The 24,218-nt window shown below is 73.4% G+C and carries 10 protein-coding genes; 1 reads left to right on the plus strand and 9 read right to left on the minus strand.

Translation table 11 applies throughout. From position 1 onward, the window contains the following. The first annotated feature begins 134 nt into the window (after window positions 1-134). Complete coding sequence (locus ACFVUT_RS31350; protein WP_389656159.1) at window positions 135-1,211, plus strand: WxL protein peptidoglycan domain-containing protein; 1,077 nt, start codon at window positions 135-137, stop codon at window positions 1,209-1,211. A 122-nt stretch (window positions 1,212-1,333) separates the two neighbouring features. On the opposite strand, the gene ACFVUT_RS31355 is transcribed toward ACFVUT_RS31350, so the two are convergent. The 9 genes from ACFVUT_RS31355 to ACFVUT_RS31395 all read right to left on the minus strand — a co-directional run bounded on the left by ACFVUT_RS31355 (window position 1,334) and on the right by ACFVUT_RS31395 (window position 23,745). Continuing rightward, window positions 1,334-2,437 carry a peptidase C39 family protein gene (locus tag ACFVUT_RS31355; RefSeq protein ID WP_389656156.1) on the minus strand — a complete coding sequence of 368 codons (1,104 nt, stop codon included), beginning with the start codon at window positions 2,435-2,437 and terminating at the stop codon, window positions 1,334-1,336. Window positions 2,438-2,624: 187 nt separating this feature from the next. Further along, complete coding sequence (locus tag ACFVUT_RS31360; protein WP_389656153.1) at window positions 2,625-4,727, minus strand: iron ABC transporter permease; 2,103 nt, start codon at window positions 4,725-4,727, stop codon at window positions 2,625-2,627. Further along, window positions 4,724-5,788 (minus strand): iron-siderophore ABC transporter substrate-binding protein, encoded by a 1,065-nt coding sequence (locus tag ACFVUT_RS31365; RefSeq protein ID WP_389656150.1) that lies wholly within the window; start codon window positions 5,786-5,788, stop codon window positions 4,724-4,726. Before ACFVUT_RS31365 ends, ACFVUT_RS31360 begins: the two co-directional genes overlap by 4 nt. A gap of 14 nt (window positions 5,789-5,802) precedes the next feature. Then, complete coding sequence (locus ACFVUT_RS31370; protein WP_389656147.1) at window positions 5,803-6,699, minus strand: ABC transporter ATP-binding protein; 897 nt, start codon at window positions 6,697-6,699, stop codon at window positions 5,803-5,805. Between the two features lie 165 nt (window positions 6,700-6,864). Further along, entirely contained in the window at window positions 6,865-7,701 is an 837-nt protein-coding gene (locus ACFVUT_RS31375) for a helix-turn-helix domain-containing protein (protein WP_389656380.1), read from the minus strand. A 337-nt stretch (window positions 7,702-8,038) separates the two neighbouring features. Then, window positions 8,039-14,653 (minus strand): beta-ketoacyl synthase N-terminal-like domain-containing protein, encoded by a 6,615-nt coding sequence (locus tag ACFVUT_RS31380; protein ID WP_389656144.1) that lies wholly within the window; start codon window positions 14,651-14,653, stop codon window positions 8,039-8,041. A 90-nt stretch (window positions 14,654-14,743) separates the two neighbouring features. Beyond that, entirely contained in the window at window positions 14,744-20,890 is a 6,147-nt protein-coding gene (locus tag ACFVUT_RS31385) for an SDR family NAD(P)-dependent oxidoreductase (RefSeq protein WP_389656141.1), read from the minus strand. 56 nt (window positions 20,891-20,946) lie between these two features. Further along, complete coding sequence (locus ACFVUT_RS31390) at window positions 20,947-22,530, minus strand: PfaD family polyunsaturated fatty acid/polyketide biosynthesis protein (RefSeq protein WP_389656138.1); 1,584 nt, start codon at window positions 22,528-22,530, stop codon at window positions 20,947-20,949. Between the two features lie 33 nt (window positions 22,531-22,563). Beyond that, complete coding sequence (locus ACFVUT_RS31395) at window positions 22,564-23,745, minus strand: SDR family oxidoreductase (protein WP_389656135.1); 1,182 nt, start codon at window positions 23,743-23,745, stop codon at window positions 22,564-22,566. Between the last annotated feature and the right edge of the window lie 473 nt (window positions 23,746-24,218).

The raw sequence follows: 24,218 nt of genomic DNA on the forward strand, positions 1-24,218 counted from the left end.
GCACCGCTTTCTGTGGGGGCTCTCGGGCCCCACCCTACTATGCTGGGGGCTTCTGGGCGCGGGGGCCCGGGGCGGGGGGGGGCTGGGCGCCGGGGCCGCCGCCCCCCCCCACGCCCCTTTCCGAGAGAGACCCCATGTACGCAGTGGCATCACCTCGCCGCACGACCGCCTTCCTCGTCCGCACAGCCGTCCTCGCCCTGTTCGCGGCCCTGACGCTCACCGGCGCGTTCACCGCCCCGGCCCGGGCGGCCGAGGGCGACGTCACCTGGACGGTCCGGACGGCCGCGAACGAATACGGTGACGACCGGTCGAGCTTCAGCTACGGCGTCAACCCCGGCGGTGAGGCCGAGGACACGATGGTCGTCGCCAACCACGGCACCACCCCGCTGCGTCTCGCGGTCTACGCCGCCGACGGCTACACGACCGAGAAGGGCCAACTCGACCTTCTCACCAAGGAAAAGAAGTCCCGCTCCATCGGCTCCTGGGTCCACACCCCCCAGGAGAGCGTCCGGATAGCCCCGGGCAAGAGCGCCGAGATCCCCTTCACCGTCAAGGTCCCGCGCGACGCGACCCCCGGCGACTACGTGGGCGGCATCCTGACGTCGCTCAAGCAGTCCGACAACGCCGAGGGCATCGCTGTCGACAGGCGCCTGGGCATCCGGATCAAGCTGCGTGTCAGCGGAGCCCTGCGGCCCGCACTCGCGGTCGAGGACGTGCACATCGGCTACGACGGCTCCGCCAACCCGTTCGCCCAGGGCGACGCCACGGTGACCTACAGCCTCCACAACACCGGCAACGCCCTGCTCTCCGGCACTCAGAAGGTCACCCTCACCGGCCCGTTCGGGACGCTGAGCACGGACGCCGGCACCATCGCCGCGTCGCCGGAACTGCTGCCCGGCGAGCGCTGGAAGGTCACGGTCCCCCTCCACGACGTCACCCCGGCCCTCCGGCTCACCGCCGCCGTCACCGTCACCCCGCTCATCACGGACGCGGCCGGCTCCACCACCGCCCTCGAACCCGTCCGGGCCACCGCCCACGGCTGGGCCGTTCCCTGGACCCTCCTCCTGCTCCTGATCCTCGTCCTGGCCGCGGCCGTCGCGGCGTTCGTGCTCGTCCGCCGCGCTCGCGTCCGGCGCGCACGGCGCGAGGAGGAGCGGGTACGCGAGGCAGTCGAGCAGGCCCTCCGTGACAAGGCCGACCTGGACGCCTGAGAGCCTGTCAGGTGACTTCCGATCGGGCGGCCACGGTGCCCGCCGGAGCCGGCACGGCTCCGCGACCGACCGGCCGGTGGGGGAGCCGTACCGGAACCACGCGGACGGCGAGCGGCCGGGCTCTACTCACCGGCAGGCCCGACGGTGCTGCCGGGCTCCGGGGAGCCGATGATCACGGCACCGCGGAAGCGGTCCGACGAGAGCGTCGACATCGCGTCGAGCGACGCGTCGGCCACGGGCAGCAGGTGGGCGTCGACCCAGGTGTCCCCCGCGGCAGCGTTGGTCCACGGGTCCTCGATCACGACGGCGCCCGGAACAGCGCCGTGGCAGAGCACCCAGTGCGGTACGTCGAACCCCTGCATCTCGGCGAGCGAGACCAGGAGCAGCACGTGCTCCCGTCGGCCGAGCGCGCTCCGGATCGCGGTCATGGACAGGTGATGTGAGTCGATCGGGACACCGACCCGTCCGGCTTCCGTCCGCGACGTGTGCTGGAGCACGGCGCGCCACTCCCGCTCGCTCTCCGGGTAGTGGTCGAGCAGAACGGGCCGGTCCACGTCGAGAAAGATCGTGACCGGGGACGACGGCCACGCCCGACGCACGGCGACGCCCAGTCCGACGGGCTCGCACGCGGGGTGGTTCGTCGCGTCGCGCCACAGCGTCAGCTCCGCCGGGCGGTCGAGCGACTCCTGCGGCAGCGCCCCCGCGTGCGCCTGCGCGACCAGGGCGGTGACGGCGCCGCACGTGAAGTGCGTCGTCTGTCCGTAGTACGGGGGCTCGGCCACCGCACCGTCGCACAGCCAGCGCACGTAGCCGGCACCGGGCCCGCTCGCGTCCTTTGCGTGCGCGCGCGGAACACGCAGCGGGGCGAAGCCGGCGGCGACGGCGGTCTCGCGGCTCGCCGTCCACCCTTCCCACTTGACCTGCGCGAGCCCCCGGTGGCGTGCGTGGGAGACCACGGCTTCGACGGCTGCCGACACGTCACCGACGGCATCGACGATCTTCAGGTAGGCCGTGTGCGGGCGTGACGTCACGAGCGCGGCAGCGGTCCAGTCCTCGCCGTCCTCATCCGGAACGGCCACGATGTGCGGGGCGTGGGCGGAACGGTCTACCGCGCCCCAACGCTCCAGCACGTCGTGGTGTCCGAGACGCCTCAGCCGGGCCGGCGGCTCGGTGGGATCGAACGGGACGACGGTGCTCTTCACGAACGTGTCCTGGTGAGGCGGCATTCCGGCACTCCTGATGGGTCGGAGGGGGCGAGGGGCGGGGCGTCGGTCGCAGGTCCCCACGACGGCGCGGACCCGGACCCGGAGGTCCGGGGCGGCCGATGGCCCTGGTGGGGCGAACCCCGGCCGGGGGCGATGGGTCGCGCGGTAGGCCCGGGGCCTGTCGGCGCGGGTGCGCCGCTGCTCGGCGTCATGCGCGGGACTGCCGGAGCACCCAGATGAAGTACGGGGCTCCGACCAGGGCGATCATGAGGCCCGCCGGTATCTGGGACGGTGCGATGAGCGTGCGGCCGAGGGTGTCGGCCACGCAGACCAGCAGTCCGCCGAGCAGCATCGCGATCGGGATCACCCGGCCGTGCCGGCCGCCCACCAGTGACCGGGCGAGGTGCGGGGCGACGAGCCCCACGAAACCGACGACACCGACGGCGATCACGCTGAGCGCCGCGAGCACCGCGGCGATCGCCAGTGCGACGAAGCGCGTGCGCTCCAGCCTGACGCCGACCACACGCGGGGTGTCCTCGTCGACGGCGAGCAGGTCGAGCTGGTTGCGCATGCTGAGCAGCAGGGGGAGTGCGAGCGCCAGCGCCACCGCGACGGGCACGACGTCGGGCAGCGAGCGCCCGTAGGTCGTGCCGGAGAGCCAGGTGAAGATCCGGGGCGTGTTCCACGGGTCGGCACGCAGCAGGAGGAACGTGGTGATGGAGCTGAGGCCGTATCCGCAGCCGATGCCGATCAGTACGAATCGGTCGGGCAGGAGGCCGCCGCGCCAGGCCAGCAGGGCGATCACCGCGAACGTGGCGAGCCCCGTCACCACCGCTGCGGCGACGAGCAGCGGCTGTCCGCCGGGCAGGCCCGACGTCACGACGCTCGCCGCACCCAGCCCGGCGCCGGCCGTGATGCCGAGCACACCCGGCTCCGCCAACGGGTTGCGCACCGCGCTCTGCACGACGCTTCCGGCCAGTCCGAGCGCCGCGCCGGCGAGCACGGCGGCGGCCACGCGCGGGATCCGGTCGTCGAGCGCCTGGCCGATCAGGTCCGGGGCTGCTCCCCTGACCCAGAGTGCGATGTCCCCCGTCCGCAGCCAGAGGCTCCCCGCGAGGACCGCCACGAGGACCGCCGCGGCCAGGAGTACCACCGCGCCGAGCACGAGGAGGAGGAACGACCGGCGCGACCAGGTGCCGACCCGCGCGTGCGGTGGTTGCCGGAGCTGGCCCGTGTCGCGGAGGCGGAGCGCGAGGATCACGATCACGACGGCGCCGAGCAGCGCGGTCGGTACGCCCGTGGGAATGGAGGCGGCCCCGCCGGCCCCCTGGATCGCGCGCAGCGACGCGTCCGCGAGCAGGATGAGCAATGCGCCGAGCAGCCCGGACACGGGCACCAGGAGGAGATGCCGGCGCAGCGCCCGGACCCGTCCCGCGATCAGGCGGGTCAGGACGGGGGCGCCGAGTCCGACGAAGGCGATCGGGCCCGCGAGCGTCACCGATGTGCTGGTCAGGAGCACCGCGCAGAGCACGGCGGTCACGCGGGTGCTGCGGATGGGCACGCCGAGGGAGGACGCGGTGTCGTCGCCGAGGTTCATCACGTCCAACCTGCGGGACAGCGCCAGGGCGACGCACAGCACCACGACCACGAGCGGGAAGGCGCGTACCGACGCGTCGATGTTCAGTTGCGCGAGCGAACCGCTTCCCCAGGCGTAGAGACCGGTCGTGTTCTGCTGGAACAGGATGAGCAGCATCCCGGTCGCCGAGTCCAGGGCCATCGCCATCGCCGATCCGGCGAGGATGAGGCGCGTGCCCGCGGTGCCCGCGGCCCGGCCCGCGAGGGCCAGCACGAGCGCCGCCGCGAGCAGACCGCCGGCGAAGGCGACGGCGCCCGACGCCCACAGCGGGACGGTGAGACCGAGGGCCGCGACGAGCGAGAGCGTGAAGTAGGCCCCGGCCGAGACCGCGAGGGTGTCGGGAGAGGCGAGCGCGTTGCGTGTGACGGACTGCAGCAGCGCGCCGGCGCAGCCGAGGGCGAAGCCCACCGCCACCCCCGCGAACAGGCGCGGCAGGCGCGAGCCGGTGAGAATCTCACCGACCGGCGCCCCGTCGGCGTTCTCCCGGTCCCCGGTGAGATACCGCACCAGATCCCAGACGCCCACGCCCGACGTCCCCTGCGTCAGGTGCCACATGCCCACCACGGCGATCCCGACGAGAAGCACTGCCAGGACGGCCATCCCGGAGGAGCCGCTGCCGTGATCGGTGTGCGGCTGCGGGCTTCCTCCGGGGGCCGATGTCTGCGGTGTGTTCACTTCTTGCTGAGTACGCTGACGTACGCGTCGATCGCCTGCGCGCAGGAGCGCGGGCCGCCCGCGCCCCACACCCGCGCCGGGAACGAGTGCGCGCGGCCTTCCTTCACGGCCGGAAGCGACTTCCAGATCGGGTTCTTGCCCAGTGCCTCGACGTACCCGCCCGCTCCTTCGTCATTGGCGTAGAAGAGGTTGGCGTTGCCCACCGCGGTGAGTCCCTCGACGTCGGTCTGCGCGAGGCCGTACGAGGGATCGACGCCCCCGTCGCCGTGGGCCTTGTTGATGTCGTCGGTCCACGCGGGGTTCATACCGAGCTCCTTGCCTATCTCGGTGAACAGCGCGCCGTCACTGTAGGGGCGGACGGTGAGGTTGCCGCCCTCCAGCCAGCCGTCGAAGAACAGGAAGTCCTTCGTCGGCAGACCGGCGGCGCTGACCTGCTTCTTGGCCGTGGCGAGGTGATCGTCGAACTCCTTGAGCACCTTGTCGGCGCGCTCGGTACGCCCCGTCGCCTTGCCGATCATGCTGAACACGTTCCGCATGTTCCCGATCGGGTCGTCCGGATCCGCCCCCCGCGTGGCCACCACCGGGACGCCCCTCTTCTCCAGCTTCGCGATGATCTCGTCGTCGGCCTTGAAGGCCTCCACGACGACGAGGTCGGGCTTCTGCGCGAAGAGCGTGTCGAGGTCGGGCTCCTCACGGGTGCCGATGTCCTTCACCCCGTCGGGCAGCTTCTCCGCGCTCACCCAGGTGCTGTAGCCCTTCGGGTCGGACACCGCGACCGGGGTGACGCACAGGGTGAGCGCGTCCTCGATCTGCTGCCATTCCAGGACCGCGATCCGTTCGGCGGGCTTGTCGAGCTTCACCTGCCGGCCGACGCCGTCCTTGAAGGACACCGGCCCCTTCGACGTCGTCGTGGTGTCCTGGGCGCAGCTCTCCGAGGAGGGCGCCTTCTTCGCACTGTCAGCCGAGGGCTTGTCGACAGTGGTCGTGCCGCAAGCCGTTGCGGTGAAGGCGACGGCGAGCCCTGTGGCGGCTGATGCCGCCAGGCGACGGGCACGGTTCATGGAGGATCCTCTTTCTAGCGAATGGTCGGAGCAGCGGATGCGCCGCTCCGGGCGGAGTGCCGCCCGAGTGGGTCGATGCGGAGACGGCCCGTGCGGGGATCCACTCCGACCTCGACACGGATGTCGTAGACCTCGCCGATGTTCTCCGCGGTGAGGACGTCGGCGGGTGCGCCCACCGCGTGCACGCGGCCGGAGCGCAGGAGGACCAGCGTGTCCGCGACGCGGGTGGCGTGGTCGAGGTCGTGCAGCACGATCCCCACCGCGACGCCGTGTTCCTCGACGAGGTCGCGCACCAGGTCGAGCGTCTCGATCTGATAGCGCAGGTCCAGATGGTTCGTCGGCTCGTCCAGCAGTACGACGCCGGTGTCCTGGGCCAGGCAGGCCGCGAGCCAGACACGCTGCATCTCCCCGCCGGAGAGTTCTCCGACCGGTTGGCCGGCCATGTCCCGCACGCCGGTGACACCCATGGCGTGCTCGATGGCGCTCCGGTCCTCGGCGGACAGGCCGGCGAAGCCACGCCGGTACGGGTGGCGTCCGAACGCCACGACCTCCGAAACCGTCAGTCCTTGTGGCGCGGGCCTCGACTGGGAGAACAACGTGACCTCGCGCGCGAACCGGCGCGCGCTGAGCAGGGCTGCCGCGCGCTCGGGGTGTCCCTCAGGGGCACCGAGCGTGACCCGGCCGTCGTCCACCGGGTGGAGTCGGGCGAGCGCACGCAGGAGCGTGGATTTCCCACTGCCGTTCGGTCCCACCAGAGCGGTCGCGCGACCGGGCTCCAGGGTCAGTGAGACGCCGTGGACGACCGGTGTCCTGCCGTATCGCAGCACCAGATCGTGGCCGCTGAGGGCGGCCGGGGGCATGGGAGGGCCGGCGGCACGTGGAACGGCGCGCAGGGAAGAGCTTGTGAACATCGGTGGGTCCGGGTGACTGGAGGGGCAACGGCTGCGGCACCCTCCGTCCGGCCGTCGCCGACCGGGCCGCAGACTCGCCGGCGCACGGAACGACCGCACGCGGTGAGCAACAACTAAGGGTTACCTAACTAGGGGAAGGTTATATTCCACTCGCCGTGTCGACAATCAGGAGTCCGGGACACCCGATACGGGATTCCGGACACCGCCCGGGGTGCCGTCGGCCGCGTCGAAGAAGGCGCCCGGCGTGGTGCCCATGACCCGGCGGAAGGCGGCGATGAAGGTGCTGGGCTGCGCATAGCCCAGCACGTCGGAGACGGTCTGCACGTCGAGCCCCTCAGAGAGGAGCGTCAGAGCCCGATGGGCGCGCAGCATCTGCCGCCACTGCGCGAAGGAAAGCCCTGTCGCGTGGCGGAACGCACGTGCGATGGTGCGGTCGCTGATCCCCAGCGTGCGTGCCCACTCGTCCAGCGAGCGGCAGTCGGCGGGATCGTCCAGCAGGGCTTCGGCGATCGCGTCGATCCGGGGATCGCCGGGCAACTGCAACGCGAACTGGCGCTCCGACGGCTGGAGCACGTCGAACACGACCGACTCCGCCCGCTCCCTGGCCGCGGCGTCAAGATCCGTGCGGGCCAGATGGGTCAGCAGTGACTCCAGCACCGGCGTCATCGTGATCGCTGTCGGCCCCTCGAAGGCGAACGGCGTGCGGTCGGGGGCGAAGAAGGCATTGTGGAATTCCACACCCGCTGTCATCCGCCCCCCGTGCACCGTTCCGGCCGGCATCCACAGCCCGTGCCCCTCGGACACGGTGAAGACACGGTCCTCCACACGGGACGTCAGCGTTCCCCCGCGTACCCAGACGAGCTCGTGCGGAGGATGCGAGTGAGGCGCCCACTCCGTGGGAACGCGAGAAACCTGTGATTCGGCGACGATGACAAAGGGTGCCGCCCACTCCGGAAGTGCCGCGGCTCGACGCACCACGGTGCCCGTCTCGCGCCGCCACATCCCGGGGCTTGCACCATTACGGGACGATTGGGCCATGCGTGCGAGTGTATCCAGGGCCTGCGCCGAGGTCGGACGACCCGTGGCCCGGGCGAACGGGTGACCCCCTCCGTGACGCACACCCCACAGCACTGACCCAGCCGGCGGCGAACGTACTGCTGCGGCCGTCCGGGCCGGTCGTGGGCCGTCGCGTCCGACTCGTCCCGGCACCGCCTCCTGCGGCTCCTCGCCGAACGGACGCCTGGGCCGATGCCGGGGTGACAGCTCCGGCCGGGGCCGCCGCACGCCCGCCGGGACACGAGATCGGCACGGCCGCGGCCACCGCCCGAGGGCACCCGCGTCAGGGAGCGGCTGAGGGCCCGGGAGCCGTGTCGGACACCACACGCATGCCCAGCCCGCGCACCCGGTAGATGCACGTGTCGTCGCCCCACAGCGACGCGTCCGCCGTCGCGTAGGGCCCCCGCGCGTCCGTGCCGCTCTCCACGATGTCCATGTCCACCCGGATCAGCCGGTTGGCCGGGGTGATCTGGCCGCGGTACGTCCAGGTCGTCTCGCGGCCGGGCAGCACCGGCTCGAACCGGGGGTGCGGAATGCCGTCCGCCGCGCCGCGATCGAGCAGGTGGTACTGGAGCAGCTGGCACATGGCCTCGACGCCCAACGACCCCGGCTGCACCGGGTCCTGGAAGAAATGGGCCCGGAAGAACCACTCGTCCGGGACGACGTCCTTCTCCGACCGCAGCCGCCCGAGCCCCCTGCTGCCCCCGTCCGGCCAGGAACCGGTGATCCGGTCGAGCATCAGCAGCATGGGGCCCGGCAGCCGCGGTTCCCCGGCGCAGTAGCGGGCGGGCCGGGCGGTCAGATCGACCGCGCGGTCGCAGGGCTCGTCGAGACGGGCCCGGTCCTGGGCCGACACCGTGAGGCCCTGCTGGTGGTCGAAGGCCGACGGCGGGAAGTAGCCGAAGACCGTGGAGAGTTCGAACAGCGGCACGCCGTCGGCCGTGCACCTCACCCGGAACGACTCGATGATCATGTCACCGCTCCGGGAGACACGCGTCAGTTCGGCATGGGTGCGGACCGTACCCGTCGCCGGAGTGACCTCACCGGTCACCGTTCCCGCCCCGTCGAGGTTGCGGAACAGCAGATCCGTGCCGGTGGTCAACGCGCTGCCCACGTACGAGGCCAGCCACCCGCAGGGCTGCAGCGCGATCTCCATCAGGACCGCGAACGGCATCGTACGGCCGCCGCTCTGCTCGAAGTACCAGGCCCGCGCGGGCACGTCGTACTCCGCGACGACACTGCTGCCCTCCCGCATACCGCCCTGCGGACCGTCCACCGAGACGATCCGGCTCATGAAGTGGTAGGGGGGACCGGGCAGCCGCGCGACCTTACGGGTGCTGTCGAAGGGCTCGTACGCGGTACCGAACGCCTCACTCGGCCGGCCCCAGGCACACGCCAGCAACGAGGCGTAGTCGAAGGGGAATCCCTCGGCCGCCGTCGCCACCGGCCTCCTCTCCCGGTGCCCGGACAGCCCGCCGAGCAGGGGGAGCGGCACCGGTGCACCGCTGCCCTGCACGACGGGCGGACCCGAGTGCCGCCAGTGCGACAGCGGCCAGTCGGGCACGAGCCGCAGCGCCACGTCCCGGCCCAGGAACGCTCGCGCCCCGTCCACCGAGCCCAGCACATCGGCGTACAGCGTCGGCACCGGCCCCGCCGAGACACCGCGCACGAACACCTCGTAGACGACCCGCCGTCCGGCCGGAGTCGCCTGGCCGCGGCACATCGCCTTGCAGGGGTGACCGCCGACGGGCTCGAAGCGCCAGCCGTCCCGGTTCACGGTGAAGCCCATGGCCGCCAGGTAGAACGCCATCGCCTGGAGACCGCCCTGGAGCATCAGGGTGCCCGGCATACAGGGGTCGTTCTTGAAGTGCCCCGCGAAGAACCAGTCGTCCGGTGACAGCGGGGTCTCGGCCCGCAGATAGCCGCGGCCCCACGGCCCTCCGGCCGGGTCGAACGCGGTCACCTCGTGGAGCAGCCGCAGTCTGCCGTCGTCGAGCCGAGGTGAGCGGACGTGGGCCGCCGTCGCCTCCCAGCCGCGACCGAAGCAGTCCGCCGGCCGCCCCTGGGTCAGGGCCCGCACCCGGTCCGCGTCGAAGCGGGTCCGTCCGCAGCGCACTGCGGGCGGGTCGAGCGGCAGGTCGTCGCCGGGCGGCTGCCCGGCGGGATCCCACCGCACACCGCCGCTGCCCGCGAGCTCCTCGGGGGTGAAGAACCCGGCCTGGCCCTCGCGGATGCTGAGCCGGAGTTCGCCGTCCACATAGGCGTCGTAGTGGAAGAAGGCCAGCCGGATGCCCTCGTGCTCCGCGTGGCCGTCGATGTGGATCTCGTAGCGCAGGACGTCGCCCGCTTCCGGCGGGCTGCCGTGGTACGTCACCTCGCAGCCCAGCAGCCGGTAGGCGCGCTCCCCCCGGTTGAGGAGGTCCACGCCCAGCCAGCTGAGCAGGAGCAGATCCGCCTGACCCGCCTCGATCAGCAGCCCGGCCGGGATACGTCCGGTGGAGTCCAGGAACCAGCTGTCGGGCCGGACATCGGTCTCCGTCCAGATCGTCCCGTCGGTGCGCACCGGGCCGGGCGCGGCGAGCGCCGCCGGCACGGCGTCGATACCGGTGACCCGGTCCGCGAACAGCATCGGCGGCGCGGGCATCCGCGTCTGCACCGCGTACGCGTCCTGCTCGGCGAACCGCGGGCCGAACAGCGTGGAGATCTCCCGGGAGGCGAGGTGCTCCAACTGGGCGCGGTCGAACTTCGGCCCCGGCCTCGGGGGTGGTGCGGGTGCCGCTTCCGGCGGGGGAGCGGGCAGGAACGCCGAGCGGAGCGTGGGCCGTACGGGGACCGGCGGCGGCCCGGCGGCCGGACGCGGGGCAGGGGGGCCCGGCGGCCGTACGGGAACGGGCGCGGTGCTCCGCAGCGCGGTGACGGCGAGAGCGGACATCTGCAGGAACCGCTGATGGGCCTCGGTGTGCCCGGCGACGATCTCCTGGTGGAGCGCGGCGACCCGCAGGCTCTGCCGGACGACTGCGGCGCGGACGCCCGACGTCCGCGGATCGCGCCCGTCCGAGCCTGCCGGCCGGACGTCCGGCAGCGGGCGCGGCTCCGCGGTGTCGGAGCTGGGCACGGCAGCGCCGCCCGGTGCGTCGGACCGGCCGGCCTCCCGGTCGGGTACCGGTGCCAGCTCGGGGGCCCGGGGCAGCGTCACCAGGGCCGGCTCCAGCGGCGGCAGACACGGAGGCGCGAGTACGGGCACGGTGACGGTGGGCCCGGGACGCGGCATCTCCGTGGCGGCTTCCGCGAGCCGGGCGAACAACGCGTCGGCGTCCACCGGCACACCCGCGACGACGAGTTCGGCCACCGCCAGGCAGGGCTGCCGCAGCCCGGTGTCGCCCGGGGCATCGAGTGCGACGGCCACATGCTCCCGGTCGCCGAGTACCCGCTTGATCCAGCCGGTGCACAGCTTGCGCGGCCCGTGCTCCACGAAGACCCGGACACCGTCGGCCCACGCCTGCTCGACCGTGGCCGCGAAGTCGATCGTGTTCAGTCCCTGCGCGGTGAGCGCCTCGGCGGCCCGCTCGGCCGTCGGCCGGTACGACTGCCCGGTGGCCCCGCTGTAGAACCGCACACCGGGCACATCGACGGTCGGACGACGGTGGACGGCACGCCATACCTCTCGGATCTCCGCCAACTCCGGTGCGTGGGCGGCCATGTCGTAGTCGAGCTCGATCGTGCGGTCGGCGCCGATCCTGGCCACGACGGCCGCGCACGCGCGGGACTCACCGCCGATCACGCAGACTCCGGGGGCGTTCACCGCCATCAGATGGACCGCGACCTCGGCGGCGAGCTCGGCACGGACCGCTTCCAGGGGCGCACTGACCAGATGGCTCGACCAGCGACGGCCCCGGACGCCCAGACGCTCCCAGTGGCGTCGGACCGCCCGGAGTTCACCGGTGAGCCCGGTCGTGAACAGACCGCTGTCCCGGGTGGCGTCGTACAGCCCCGCGGCGTCCGGCCAGGCACCCAGCGCCACCAGAGCGGCCGACTCGCCCGAGGAGTACCCGAGAGCGGCCTCCGGCCGGAGCCCGAGCACCTCGCGCGTGAACACGGTGTGGTGGACGGCGAGTTCGGCGGCACCCCAGATCTGGTCGAGCACTCCGCGCTCCGCCCCGGACCGCGGTCGTGCACCGATCACCCCGTGCCGGGCACGGACGGCCTCGCCGAGCGACGGCAGCGCGAGCATCAGCTCGTGACCCATACCCGGGTACGCGGCCGAGCCGTTGGTGTACACGAACGCCGTCTGCCCCGTGACCGGCCTGTCCCGGTACAGCACATCGGCCGGACGGGCTCCGCCCTCGGCCAGCCAGCGGCGGGCGGCCTCCTTCCGGCCCGGCAACGCGTCGTCGTCGGCCACGAGTACCAGCCGGGCCGGTCCGGCGTCGGACTCCGCACCGGACTCCAGCGCGGCCAGCACCTCCCGGCGGCCGGGCCCGGAAAAGACGTGCAGCCGCGGAGCCGGGCCCCGCAGCCACGGCCGGGCGTCCCCCGCGCGCAGCCGGACACGCGCGGTGGGCCCTTCCAACGGTGTCACCGCGGCCTGCGCGGTGTGCCCGACAGCCGCCGTATCCGCAGGACCGCCCGGACGCGGCACCGCGCGGTGCTGGAGCGAGAGCGCCGCGACCGCGACGGAGACCAGCCCGTACGCGGCGTGGGCGCGCCCGAAGGCCGACGCCGGGTCGAACACCGCGTCGGGGCCGTCCCCGATGACCATGTCGGGTGCGCCGGTGGCATCCTCGTCGAGCAGGGCGACGACGGTGTCGCCGTCCCTGCGCGCGGTGTCCAAGGACTTGAGGACCAGGACGACGGCGGCGTCCCCCGGTTCGTCCGCGCGGCCGAGGTCCCGCTGGGCGGCCCGATGCACCGCCTCGCAGGACAGGTCGGTGGCACCGACGAGCGCGGCGTCGACCTCCCCCGACCGGACGGACCGGGCCGCGAGTTCCAGCGCCACCAGCCCGGACGCCTCCTCCGCCGAGACCGCGAAACCCGGTCCCGCCAGGTCGAGTTGGGTACTGATCCGGTTCGCCACCAGGTTCGGCATGGTGCCCACCACCCCCTCCGCGGTCACGGGCGGCAGGAACGCGTCCCGGGCGAGGTCCACCGACCCGGGTGTGGTGGCAAGCCCGGCCTGCTCCAGCCAGTGGGGAACCCTCCAGCGGGCGCCCGCCCGGGCCACCTCGGGATCCACTCCCATGCCGATGACCACCATGGTCCGCTCCCGGGGCAAGGACACCGACCGGACGGCCTCCCGGGCGGCCTCCAGGACCAGGAGCTGATGGCGCACCGTTCGCTCCAGGGCCAGTGGCGGGAAGCACAGGTCCTTCAATTCCACTGAGATCCCGGAGGCGGGGCCGCGCCGCTCACCGCCCAGCACCGCCCGCCGGAAGTCCTCCGTACAGGTTCCGTCGCCGACTCGGGCGCCGAGGGCGACGATCGCCACCGGTGTACGGCCGCCCGGCGATTCCCGCACCCGGGCCGGGGCGGGCACGGCGGCGGCCGGGCGGATCGGCCGCGGTCCGGCGGACACCGGGTCGCCGTCCGGAAGGTCCACCACCAGATGGGCGTTGGTCCCGCCGAACCCGAAGGCGCTCACTGCCGCCCGGCGCGGCCCGGACCACGGTTCCGGCGCGGTCAGCACCCGCAACGGCGTGCCCGCCAGCGCCTCCAGCGGCCGTTCCGCACCGAGCGTCGCCGGACGGATCCCCGCACGCAGCGCGCCGAGCACCTTCAGCAGCCCGGCCACGCCCGCCGAGGCCAGCAGGTGCCCGACATTCGACTTCACCGAACCGATGGGCACGTCGTCACCGGTCCCGAAGACCCGGGCCATGCCGCGCGCCTCCACCGCGTCCCCGACCGGCGTCCCCGTCGCATGGCACTCGACGAGTGACACGGTCCCGGGCGCGATGCCCGCCGCGTCGTACGCCAGGCGCATGGCACGGACCTGTCCCTCCTCGGCCGGGCTGATCAGCCCGGCGCCGCGCCCGTCGTTGGACAGCCCGACACCGCGGATCACACCGAGTACGGGCAGATGGGCGCTGCGGGCCTCGGACAGCCGCATCAGGGCGACGAACCCGGCGCCCTCGCCGTGCACCAGCCCGTCCGCGTCCCGGTGGAAGGGCCGGCTGCGCCCCGTGCGGCTCGTCGCGGACAGCCCGCAGAAGCCGACGTGCAGATAGAGGGGGTCCGCCCGGCTGACCGCACCGGCCACCATCAGGTCCGCCGTGCCGTCGTGCAGCCGGTCGCACGCCAGCTTGACGGCATACAGCGACGACGCGCAGGCGGCGTCGAGGGACCACGCGCCCGCGCCCAGCCCGAGGGCTCGGGCCGCGAGCCGGGCGGGCAGCCCGGACGAGAAGCGGTTCCGGGCGTCGGGCCGTTGGCGGCGCTCTCCCGTCAGCAAGGCGTCACGGAGCGGGGGCCGCTGGGCGGACAGCCAGACGTGCTCGGCGAAGGCCGCCCCCGCGGGCGTGGGATAGGACAGGTTTCCCAGCACCAGCCCCGCGCGCGGCAGAGGGCCTTCGCGGCCCGCCTCCGTGAGTGCCTGCCGGATGCCGTACATGACCCAGTGGAAGAGCGGGTCCAGCGACAGGATCCGCTCCGGGGCGATGCGGAAACCGGTGGGGTCGAAGACGGACGCGAACCCCCGTACGTACCCGCCGACATCGGTCCAGGTCCGGTCGAGGTGGTCGTCCACCGAGCCGACGGCCCAGTGGCGCGGCAGCCGCCACCGGCCCTCCGGGACGGCCGACAGGCTGGTGCGGCCCGCGGCGATGTTGTCCCAGAACGTGTCCGGATCGAGCGCGTCGGGCAGCACGCAGCCCCGGCCGACGACGGCGATCGGTTCGAATTCCATGCAGGTCTCACTTCACGGCAGGGCAGGGCTGGTTCGGAGGAGGCGGGGCCCTCAGGAGGGGGCCTGGGCTCTCAGGAGAGGGCGGGGCTCTCAGGAGGGGCGGCGGACGAGTTCCACGCCGAGCAGTTCCAGACGCACGGCCCCATCGGCGTCGATCAGCGCCGCATCGCAGCGCGCCCCCGTGCTGTGAACCTTCCGGCCTCGCAGCACACACCGCACCGTGTCGTCCACCGGGCCGCGCCGGTACACCCTGCACTCCGCGACGGCCATCGGCAGCGTCGCCGCATCGAGTACCTCCTGCGCCCAGACCAGGGCGAGTTGGAGCGCGCCGTCCACGGCGGCCGGGTCGAGCGGCCAGCGCTCACCGGACCATTCCAGGACGCGCACGCCCGCGACGATCGCCTCGGCCCCGTGTTCCGAAACACCGTGCAGCGAGCGGACGGAGTGGAAGCGGGGGCCGTGGAAGAGGCTTTCGCCGTCGTACAACTCGGTACGGTCCAGCGGCTTGAGGCCGTCCGGGCTGCCCCACGTGGCCGGATCCGGCTCTTCGGCCCCGGTGTCCAGCACGGCCCGGAAGTGCGCCACGCCGCTTTCCCCGCGCAGTTCCGCCTCCAGCCCCGTCGACGAACCGGCCGCGCCCCGGCTGCCGTGCACGGTGAGCCGGTGGCCTGTGCCGGCCAGTTCGGGCAGGGCGCACTTCTGGTACACGCGCAGGTCGCGCAGGACGAGTGGGCCGGCAGTCGGCAGCCAGGCGGTGGCCGCCCCCGCGAACCAGTTCAGGACCATCGCCACGGGCAGCACGGGAACCCCGGCGAGCGCGTGGTCGGCCAGCTGCGGCAGGTTGTCCGCCCGGACCAGCAACTGCGCCGGACGCGGATCGCCGGCCGGGGACAGGGCCGCCGGATCGTCCCCGGCCACCAGCACGACGCGGGCCTCACCGGCCGTGCCGTCCAACTCGGCCGTGAAAGCGGCTGCCCCCTGCTCCAGGGGAATCAGCGGAACCCCGGACCGGCCGAAGTGCCCGGCCAGAGCGGGCGTGACCATGCCGCCGCGCCACGGCCCCCAGGCGACGCACCGCACCAGGCAGCCGGGGCGGCGGGCCTGTTCCGCCGACGCGACCTGACCCAGGATCTCGTTGGCCATGGCGTAGTCGCTCTGCCCCGTGTTGCCGAACACGGCGGCCACCGAGGAGAACAGGCAGATCACGTCCAGCGGATCGTCCGCCGTCGCGGCCAGCAGCGCGCGCAGGCCGTCCACCTTGGTGGACATCACCAGCTCGACCTGCTCGTCGGTCTTGTCGGCGATCCGCTTGTCGGCCAGTACTCCCGCACCGTGCACGATGCCGGTGACCGGCCCCCACGCGTCACGTACGTCGTGCAGTGCGGCGGCGACGGCGTCGCCGTCGCGGACGTCCACCTGGATGTACCGGACGGGGGATCCCGCCGCCTCCAGCGCCGCCAGCGTGGCCCGCACCTCGCGCGCGGCCAGGATCTCCCGGGCCCGCGCCGCGATCCGGGCGGGCGAGGGGCTCTCCGCGCCCCCGGTCGCACGCTCGGCGAGCAGACGGGTGAGCGCCGGTTCGTCGGCGGCCGACGCGAGCCCTGCGGGCTCGGCGGCCGGTGCCGTCCTGCCGAGCAGCGCGATCCGCGGACGGTGGGTCCTGGCCAGGTCCAGCAGCGCGGCGGAGGTCACCCCGCGGGCCCCTCCGGTGGCCACGATCACCGACTCCGAGGTGATCCGCCGGGTGCTGCCGGGCACCACCGGCGCGGGAACCGTCCGCAGGGTGGTGCGGGTGCCGTCCGCGCGGAGACCTGCCTCCAAAGCCGGGCCGCCTTCCAGCAGTTCCCGCACGATCGCCTCGGCGACCTCCTCGTCGCTCCGGCCGCCCCGCTCGCAGTCGACGGCCTTGACCGAGACACCCGGCCACTCCTTCGCCACGGTCCTGGTCAGACCTGCGACGCCGCCCAGCCACGCGCGGTCGGGTGCGTGCCCGCCGAGCCCGAAGTCGCCTCCGGTGTCCTGCACGGTCACGAACAGTCCGCCGCGTTCGGCGGCCTGCGCCGCCACCGCGCGCGCCGCGCGGAACACCGACCGGTGGACCTCCCGCGCACGGTCCGGCGTGCCGTCCCCGGTCAGCCCGCCGAGGTGCACGACTCCGTGTGCGTCCTCGGGCACCTCGGCCACGGTGGTGGCGTCCACGCCGTGCTCCGTCAACTTCCGCGCGACAAGGGCGGTGATCGCGTCGTCGTCGGCGCCCCCGCCCGCCACTACGAGCGGCCCGTCCAGGAGCCCTGCCGTCGCCAGGCCGGAGGCCGGTGACTCCACCGCGCGCGGTGCCAGTCTCGTCAGTGCCGTGCTCTGCCCGGACCCGGTGCGCAGGGCGGGGATCTCCGGGACGGCGGGGATCTCCGGGACGGCGGGGGGTCCGGTCGCAGCCGGGGAGTCCGGCTCAGGGGCCCCCGGCGGCCGGCCGGCCGCGGTGAGCGCCTCGACGATCTCGCGCAGCGTGCGGAGCCTGCCGAGCTGTCCGATGTCTCCCGTCGCCACGTCGCCCACCTTCCGGCGTACGGCCGACAGGATCTCGACGCGCTTGATCGAGTCGACTCCCAGATCCGCCTCCAACTCCATGTCCACGTTGAGCATCTCTGTCGGGTAACCGGTGAGCCGGGCCACCACCGAGAGCAGTAGTTCCTCCAGTTCCGGCGCCGACAGCGGCGCGGCATCGGCGGCCGGTGTCGAGGTGGCCACCGGGACGGCGGCCGGGGCCCGTTCCTCGGCGGCGACCGGTGCGGGCGACGGTGCCTCGCCGGGCCCGGCGGGTGCGAAGGCGGGCCCGGCGGGTACGAGAGAGGGCGCGGTGGGCATGAAGGCGGGCACAACTCCGGGGACGTCGACCGCTGCCGGGGGCGGTGTCGCGGGCTCCGGGGTCCGCCGGGGTGCCGAAGGGCGGGGGAGAGGCAGCGGTACCGGGGGAGCCGGCGCGTCGAGCACGGCGCCGACGCCCTGTGCCCCGAGCATCGCGGCCAGGGTGGTCTCGGTCATCCGCAGAAAGGCCATATGACTGTCGGTCAGCATGCGTTGGCAGGCCGCGTGGGCCTGTGCCGTCTGCCGCTGGACGCTCTCCACCGCGGCGTACCACCCGGGGCCGACGGCGGCATCGGGCTCGGCCCCGTACGCGGGCACGGGGTCGTGCGCGGGCTCGCCCTCGTACGCGGGCACGGGGTCGTGCGACGGCTCGGCTCCGTACGCGGGCTCCGGTTCCTGGGCGGGTGCCGTCCCGTAGGCCGACGGCTCCGGAGTGCGCGCGGGAGCGGGTGCGTACGCGGACAGGGGAACCGCCAGGATGTCGGACGAGGGAGCGGGATGCGGGTGGAGTTCCGGCCCGTGTTCCGGCGCGGGCGGCTGCGGTGCGGCGGCTTCGGTGCGCGGCGGGTGGAGCCGACCGTAGTTGGCTCCGCTGATCTTCACGGTCATCCGGGGCTTGCGCTCCTTCACTGAGGTTCCGGGCGAGGCGTACGGCGCCCAGAGGGGATCGAAGTCGAGAGGAATACCGCGTACGGCGAGTTCACCGAGCGCGGTGTGCAGGGTGCTGACCGCGGACCGGTCCGCCCGGTCCAGGGGCACGGCCGCGTGCTCGCGGTCACCCAGGATCTGCCCGACCAGGCCGGTCAGCGTGGTGCCCGCGCCGACCTCGACGAAGGTCCGCACCCCTGCCGCGTACATCGCCTCGATCTGGTCCTGGAAGAGCACGGGTGAGGCCAGGTGGTCGGCGATCCGGCGGCGTACGGCGTCGGGCGACGACGGGTACGGTTCCGCGTCCGCGTTGCCGTACACCTCGATGTGGGGCTTCGTGAGCGGGACCGTGCGCAGGAACGCGGCGAGCGGCTCACCGGCCGGGGCGACCAGCGGGCTGTGGAAAGCGGTCGAGGTGGTCAGCCGGCGCGTGCCGACACCCTCGGCCGCGAACGCCTTCTCCGCGCGCGCGACAGCCTTCCTCGTACCCGAAAGCACCACCTGACGCGGGGAGTTGAGGTTGGCCGGCCAGATGTCGCCGAAATCGTCACCGGCCAGCACCGCCCCCACGTGTTCGCGGTCCGCCGCCACGGCCAGCATCGCGCCCGGTACGCCGGCCGCGTCCCGCATCAGCTCACCGCGCCTGCGGGCCAGACCGACCAGCGCACCGGCGTCCAGGGCACCCGCGCAGTGCAGCGCCACCAGCTCACCGAAACTGTGGCCCGCCACGCAGTCCGGGCGCAGCCCCAGATCCCGCAGGACGGCCAGCAGGGCGAGCGCGTGCACCGCGAGCGCGGGCTGCGCCCACTCGGTGGCGGCCAGGAGCGCGGACCGGGCCGCGCGTTCCTCGTCGGCGAAGGCGGGCGGCGGGAACACCACCCGGTGCAGGGGCCGCCCGTCGAATCCGGTACCGCCCAGCCGGTCCCACACGGCCTGGGCGGCCGGTGACAGCATCGCGAGGCCGGCGCCCATCCCGACGTACTGGGATCCCTGCCCCGGAAACAGGAACGCGAGACGGCCGGGCGCGGGATCCCCGAAGGCGTACCGGACACCGTTCGGTGTCGAGAACGCCGAGCCGGGCCGCTGCCGGATCAGCGTGAGCGCCTGCGCGTACTTCTCCCTCAGGTCGTCGGTGTCCGTGGCGACGACGGCCAGCCGGACCGGATCGGTGGGCGAGAACGCGCTGTGGCTCTCCCGGGCGAGCGCCGCCAGCGGACGGTCGCCGTGCGTTTCCGGCGGCACCAGGCCGGACGGCGACGCGCCGCTGAACAGGACGAGTTCGCTCGGCGCGGAGCGATGGCGCGGCGGCACCCGGGCCGCGGTGCCCGAGGGCACGTACTCCTCCAGCGTGACGTGGAAGTTGCTGCCCCCGAAGCCGAAGCTCGACACCGACGCCCGGCGCGGATGACCGGCGGACCGCACCCACGGCCTGGTCTCGGTGTTGACGTAGAACGGGCCGTCCGGGGCGGCGGCGGCCGGCATCGCCCGGTCGACCTTGATGGTCGGTGGCAGCACCTTGTGGTGCAGGGCCATGACCGCCTTGAGCAGCCCCGCCGCGCCCGCCGCGCACTTGGTGTGTCCGATCTGCGACTTGACCGAGCCGATCGCGCACCATTGCCCGTCCGTACGCCCTGATGCTTCGAACACCTGGCGCAGCGCCGTCAGTTCGGCGGTGTCCCCGGCCTTCGTGCCGGTCCCGTGGGCCTCGACCAGCTCCACGGTCTGCGGACCGTAGCCCGCCTCCTCGTAGGCGCGTCGCAGTGCCCGTGCCTGACCGTCGGGAAGCGGCGCGTAGATCGCCGTGGCCCTGCCGTCGGACGAGGTGCCGATGCCCCGGATCACGGCGTGGATCCGGTCGCCGTCCCGCTCCGCGTCGGACAGCCGCTTCAGTGCGTACATGACGACCGCTTCGCCGAGCATGGTGCCGTCCGCCGCATCCGAGAACGGACGGCAGTCACCGGTGCGGGAGAGCGCGGGCGTCTTGGAGAAGCACAGGAACATGCCGATGTCGTTCCCGGTGTCCACACCGCCGCTGATCACCAGGTCGGTCCGCCCGAGCGCCAGCTCACCGACCGCCGTGGACAGCGCCGCCAGGGAGCTGGCACAGGCGGCGTCGGTGGTGTGGTTGGTGCCGTGCAGATCGAACCGGTTGGCGATCCGGCCCGCGACGACATTGCCGAGCAGGCCGGGGAAGGTCGACTCCTGCCACGGGCTGAAGTGCGCCGAGATGCGGTCGCACACGGCCTGCGCCTCGGCCTCGGCGATACCGCTCTCCCGCAGCGCCTTCAGCCACACCGGGCGATGGGCACGCCCGTACATGTGCGGGAGCAGTTCCAGGGAGGCCGCGCCGAGGACGACGCCGACCCGGTCGCGGTCCATGCCCGACAGGCCGCCGGCGTCGGCCAGTACCTGGTCGGCGACCATCAGGGCGAGCAGTTGGGAGGTGTCCGTCGCCGACAGGCTGGCGGGCGGCACACCGTAGGCCAACGGGTCGAAGTCCACCTCCGGCAGGAAGGCGCCACGGCGGGCGTACGTCTTGTCGGGGGCGGCCGGGTCGGGGTCGTAGTGGTCCGCCACCAGCCAGCGGGAGGCGGGCACTTCAGTGATCAGGTCACGGCCGCCGGTCAGGATCCGCCAGTAGCCGGCCGCGTCCGTCGCGCCGGGCACCAGGGCGCCGACACCGACCACGGCGATGGGCACCTGCCCACGGGTGCGGGCGGACACGCTGTCTCCTCGGGGCCGGACGACTGCCGCTGACGCCTCCGGGGCGCCGGGGCCGCTCATGCCAGCCCGCGCGGGGTGTAGGCGAATGCCTCGGACGGCAACGGGACTCCGTAGGTGCGCAGTTGATGGGCGCGGGTGAGTACCGCAGCGCCTTCGAGCAGGTTGAGCGCGATCTGCACCACGGACCGGTTCGCCGGTTCGGCCAGGAAGGTGCCCGCAACCCAGCGGTTGAACGCGCCCGTCGCCGGCCCGCACCAGATCTGGTAGTCGGTACGTCGGGCCGTCTCGCCGGTGATCGCCCACCGACTGGAACTGCCCAGGTACCAGCGGAAGACCAGCGCCATACGGTGCTTCGGATCGGCCTCCGCACGCGTGATCTCCGCGGGATCGCGCTTCTCCCAGAACGCGCGCGTGTGCTGCCAGACCTCGTCGAACGAGGCGCGCAGCACGTCCCGTTCGATCGCGGCGCGCACCGTGGGCGGGATCTCCTCCAGCGAATCGTGCGCCCGGTAGGCCGCGTGGAGCCTGCCGGCCCGCTGGGCGAACATCGTGCCCCGGGACAGTACTTGCAGCGTGACACCCAGCTCGAACATGTCCGCCGCCGGTGCCATGGCCACATCGGCGACATCCGCCTCGCAGAGCATCGCCTTGGCCTCTTCGGACAGGCCCGCCTCGGTGGCCGTCTGGTTCACCGATCCGACGACCACGTAGGACGCGCCGAGAGCGAAGGCGGCGGCCACCGCGGCCGGTGTGCCCAGCCCGCCGGCCGCGCCGATCCTGACCGGTCGGTCGTAGCCGAACCGCCGGCACAGCGCGTCGCGCAGCAGGGCGATCCTCGGCAGCAGGGCCGACAACGGCCGGTTGTCGGTGTGGCCTCCGCTGTCGGCCTCCACGGTGATGTCCTCGGCCACCGGCACCAGGGCCGCCAGGCCGGCCTCCTGCGGGGTCAGCTTCCCCTGGGCGACGAGCCGGTCCAGCAGCGCGGGCGGGGCGGGCGAGAGGAACCTTCCGGCCACCTCGGGCCGGGAGACCTTGGCGAGCATCCGTGTGCGCCGCACGACTGCGCCGTCGGCGCCGCGGCGCAGCCCCCGGGCCGAGCACAGCACCACGGCGGGGGTGAGCTCCATGAACGCCGATGCCGAGATCCGGGGCACACCGCAGCGCAGCAGCAGCTCGGCGACGCGGAACTCCAGCGCGGGTTCGGCCGGTGAATGGATGAGGTTCACGCCCCAGTTCGAACGGGACCGCAGTTCCCCGGACAGTGCGTGCACGGCCCGCTCCACTTCGGCATACGCCAGGCCACCGGCGCCGAAGAACCCGATCATCTCCGCCCGGGCCATCGCGGACACCATCCGGGTGGTCGCGATGCCGTTCGCCATCTCGCCCGCCACATAAGGGAAACGGACGCCGTGCGCCTCGCAGAAGACGCGCCCGCCGAGCCACTCGGGGTACAGCGGCGGCAGCGTCCCGAGCACCGGGCCGTCGGGTACGGGACCGGCCGCGAGCCCCAGTTCACGGCCGCTCGGCCCGGTGACGATGTGTACGGGTTCCCGGATCCGCCGGGCCCGGGCGGCGATCTCCTCGGGGGAGAAGACCGGCGGGGAGGCGGCGGAGGCGGCGGGAGCGGAGAGGACGGACACGGAGGGGCTCCAGCGGGAGAGGAGGTGTGCGGATCAGGCGTACCGGGCGGACGGGAAGGAGGCGGTGGGCGACGGCCCGGCGGGAATCCGGTCCCTCGGGACCAGGCCGGACCACAGGTAGTCGAGGTCCACCCGGTCGGAGGCCGCCGACGACCCGAACAGGGCCCGGACCCGGGTGTCGTCGAAGCGCCGTCGGTGGGTCAGGTAGGCCGTCAGACCCGGGTAGAAGGCCACCAGCGCCTCCATCGCCGACGGGTCGTCCGGCTCCGTGGCGACCAGGTCGATCGACAACTCGGCCAGCCGTTCCAGCAGGGTCGCGATCGTCGGCACGGACACGTCGCGGTCGTGGACGACGTGGTACGTGTCGACTCCGCCCGACGGCGTCCGGTCGGCCAGCCGCACCATGACCCCGGCCGCGTGCTCCACCTGCATCAGGTTCAGCCGGCCGTGCGGATGACCCACCAACCGGACGCGGGGACGGCCGCCCCGGTCGGCGTCGTGGGGGTCGCCGGGTCCGTCGCCGTCGTGGCCCGGGCTACCGGGGCCGGCGGTGCGTCGCGCGTCGCGCAGGATCCGCTCGACGACCTGAAGCGGATGCGAGGGCAGTTCCGGGTGCGGCGGCAGGTCCGTGACGAGGATGCTCGGCCGCAGCACCACGACCGGGCGGCGGTGTTCCCGCGACCACGCGTGGATCAGCACCTCCGCCTCGTACTTGGAGCGTTCGTAGGCGTTCTCGAAGCCGTACGCGTCGTCCAGCTCGTCCTCGTACGCCACCCCCTCACGCCGGCTCCCGGCGACGAAGGCGGTACTCACGTGGTGGACCACGGGTCTCTCGCGTCCGGCAGCGGCCAACTCCAGCACATGCCGGGTTCCTTCGACGTTGGTGCGGCGCAGCTCGGGGAGGTCTCCCTCAAGGTTGATGCTGCCCGCGCTGTGCCAGATCGCGCCGAGACCGTCGGCCAACTCCTGGAACGCGCGCCTGGACAGCCCCAGCCCGGGTTGCTCCAACTCGGTCTCCACCACCCGCAGCCGGCCAGGGAGTTCGGCGACGAACGGCTCGGGCACGCCGGTCAGGGCGAAGAACCGGGTGATGCGGCGCAGCGCGTCACCCGACCCCGCGTGGACCAGGACCGTCACCGACCGGTGCGTGTCGAGCAGACAGCGCAGCAGGCGCAGTCCGAGGAATCCGGTGGCGCCGGTGAGGGCGACGTGCATGACCTTGGCTCCAAGGGCTTCCGAAAGGGACAGGACCACAACCGCGTGCGAGGGCGGTGAGCGCCGGGGCCGTTGCGGCGGCGGGGGAGGCGGGATGTATCCGGCCGTCCCACGGCGCGGCATGACACCGGCGGTCGCGGCGTGCGCGGCCTGACCCGTCCGGCCGACCCGGTGCGACGGGCGTCCGCCGGTCCCCCCGGTTCCTCCGGCCCCGCCGGGGCTGCTCAGGCCCTCTCCCGGGCTTGATGACCACGGGCGCACGGCACACAGTGGCAGACGGCGGACGGTGATGGAGCCCCCGATCCCACCGGCTCACCCGAAGGAAGTACCCACGCCACGGTCCGTGTGTGTCCTGGACGGCTCGTCGGAAATCCCGCCGTGAGCGGGGGCGCCCGGCCGTACGGACGCGACGGACGCAGTCGGGGCCGAGCGGGCCGCCCGGAGGACCTTCCCCCTTTCGGGTGATCTCGCGC

It is taken from the genome of Streptomyces sp. NPDC058051, from assembly GCF_042885475.1.
GTDB lineage: Bacteria > Actinomycetota > Actinomycetes > Streptomycetales > Streptomycetaceae > Streptomyces.

Coding starts and splice junctions, on each gene's coding strand:
- ACFVUT_RS31375 (WP_389656380.1), bottom strand. CDS start 7,701: ATGTGGCGGCGCGAGACGGGCACCGTGGTGCGTCGAGCCGCGGCACTT.
- ACFVUT_RS31350 (WP_389656159.1), top strand. CDS start 135: ATGTACGCAGTGGCATCACCTCGCCGCACGACCGCCTTCCTCGTCCGC.
- ACFVUT_RS31365 (WP_389656150.1), bottom strand. CDS start 5,788: ATGAACCGTGCCCGTCGCCTGGCGGCATCAGCCGCCACAGGGCTCGCC.
- ACFVUT_RS31355 (WP_389656156.1), bottom strand. CDS start 2,437: ATGCCGCCTCACCAGGACACGTTCGTGAAGAGCACCGTCGTCCCGTTC.
- ACFVUT_RS31395 (WP_389656135.1), bottom strand. CDS start 23,745: ATGCACGTCGCCCTCACCGGCGCCACCGGATTCCTCGGACTGCGCCTG.
- ACFVUT_RS31370 (WP_389656147.1), bottom strand. CDS start 6,699: ATGTTCACAAGCTCTTCCCTGCGCGCCGTTCCACGTGCCGCCGGCCCT.
- ACFVUT_RS31380 (WP_389656144.1), bottom strand. CDS start 14,653: ATGGAATTCGAACCGATCGCCGTCGTCGGCCGGGGCTGCGTGCTGCCC.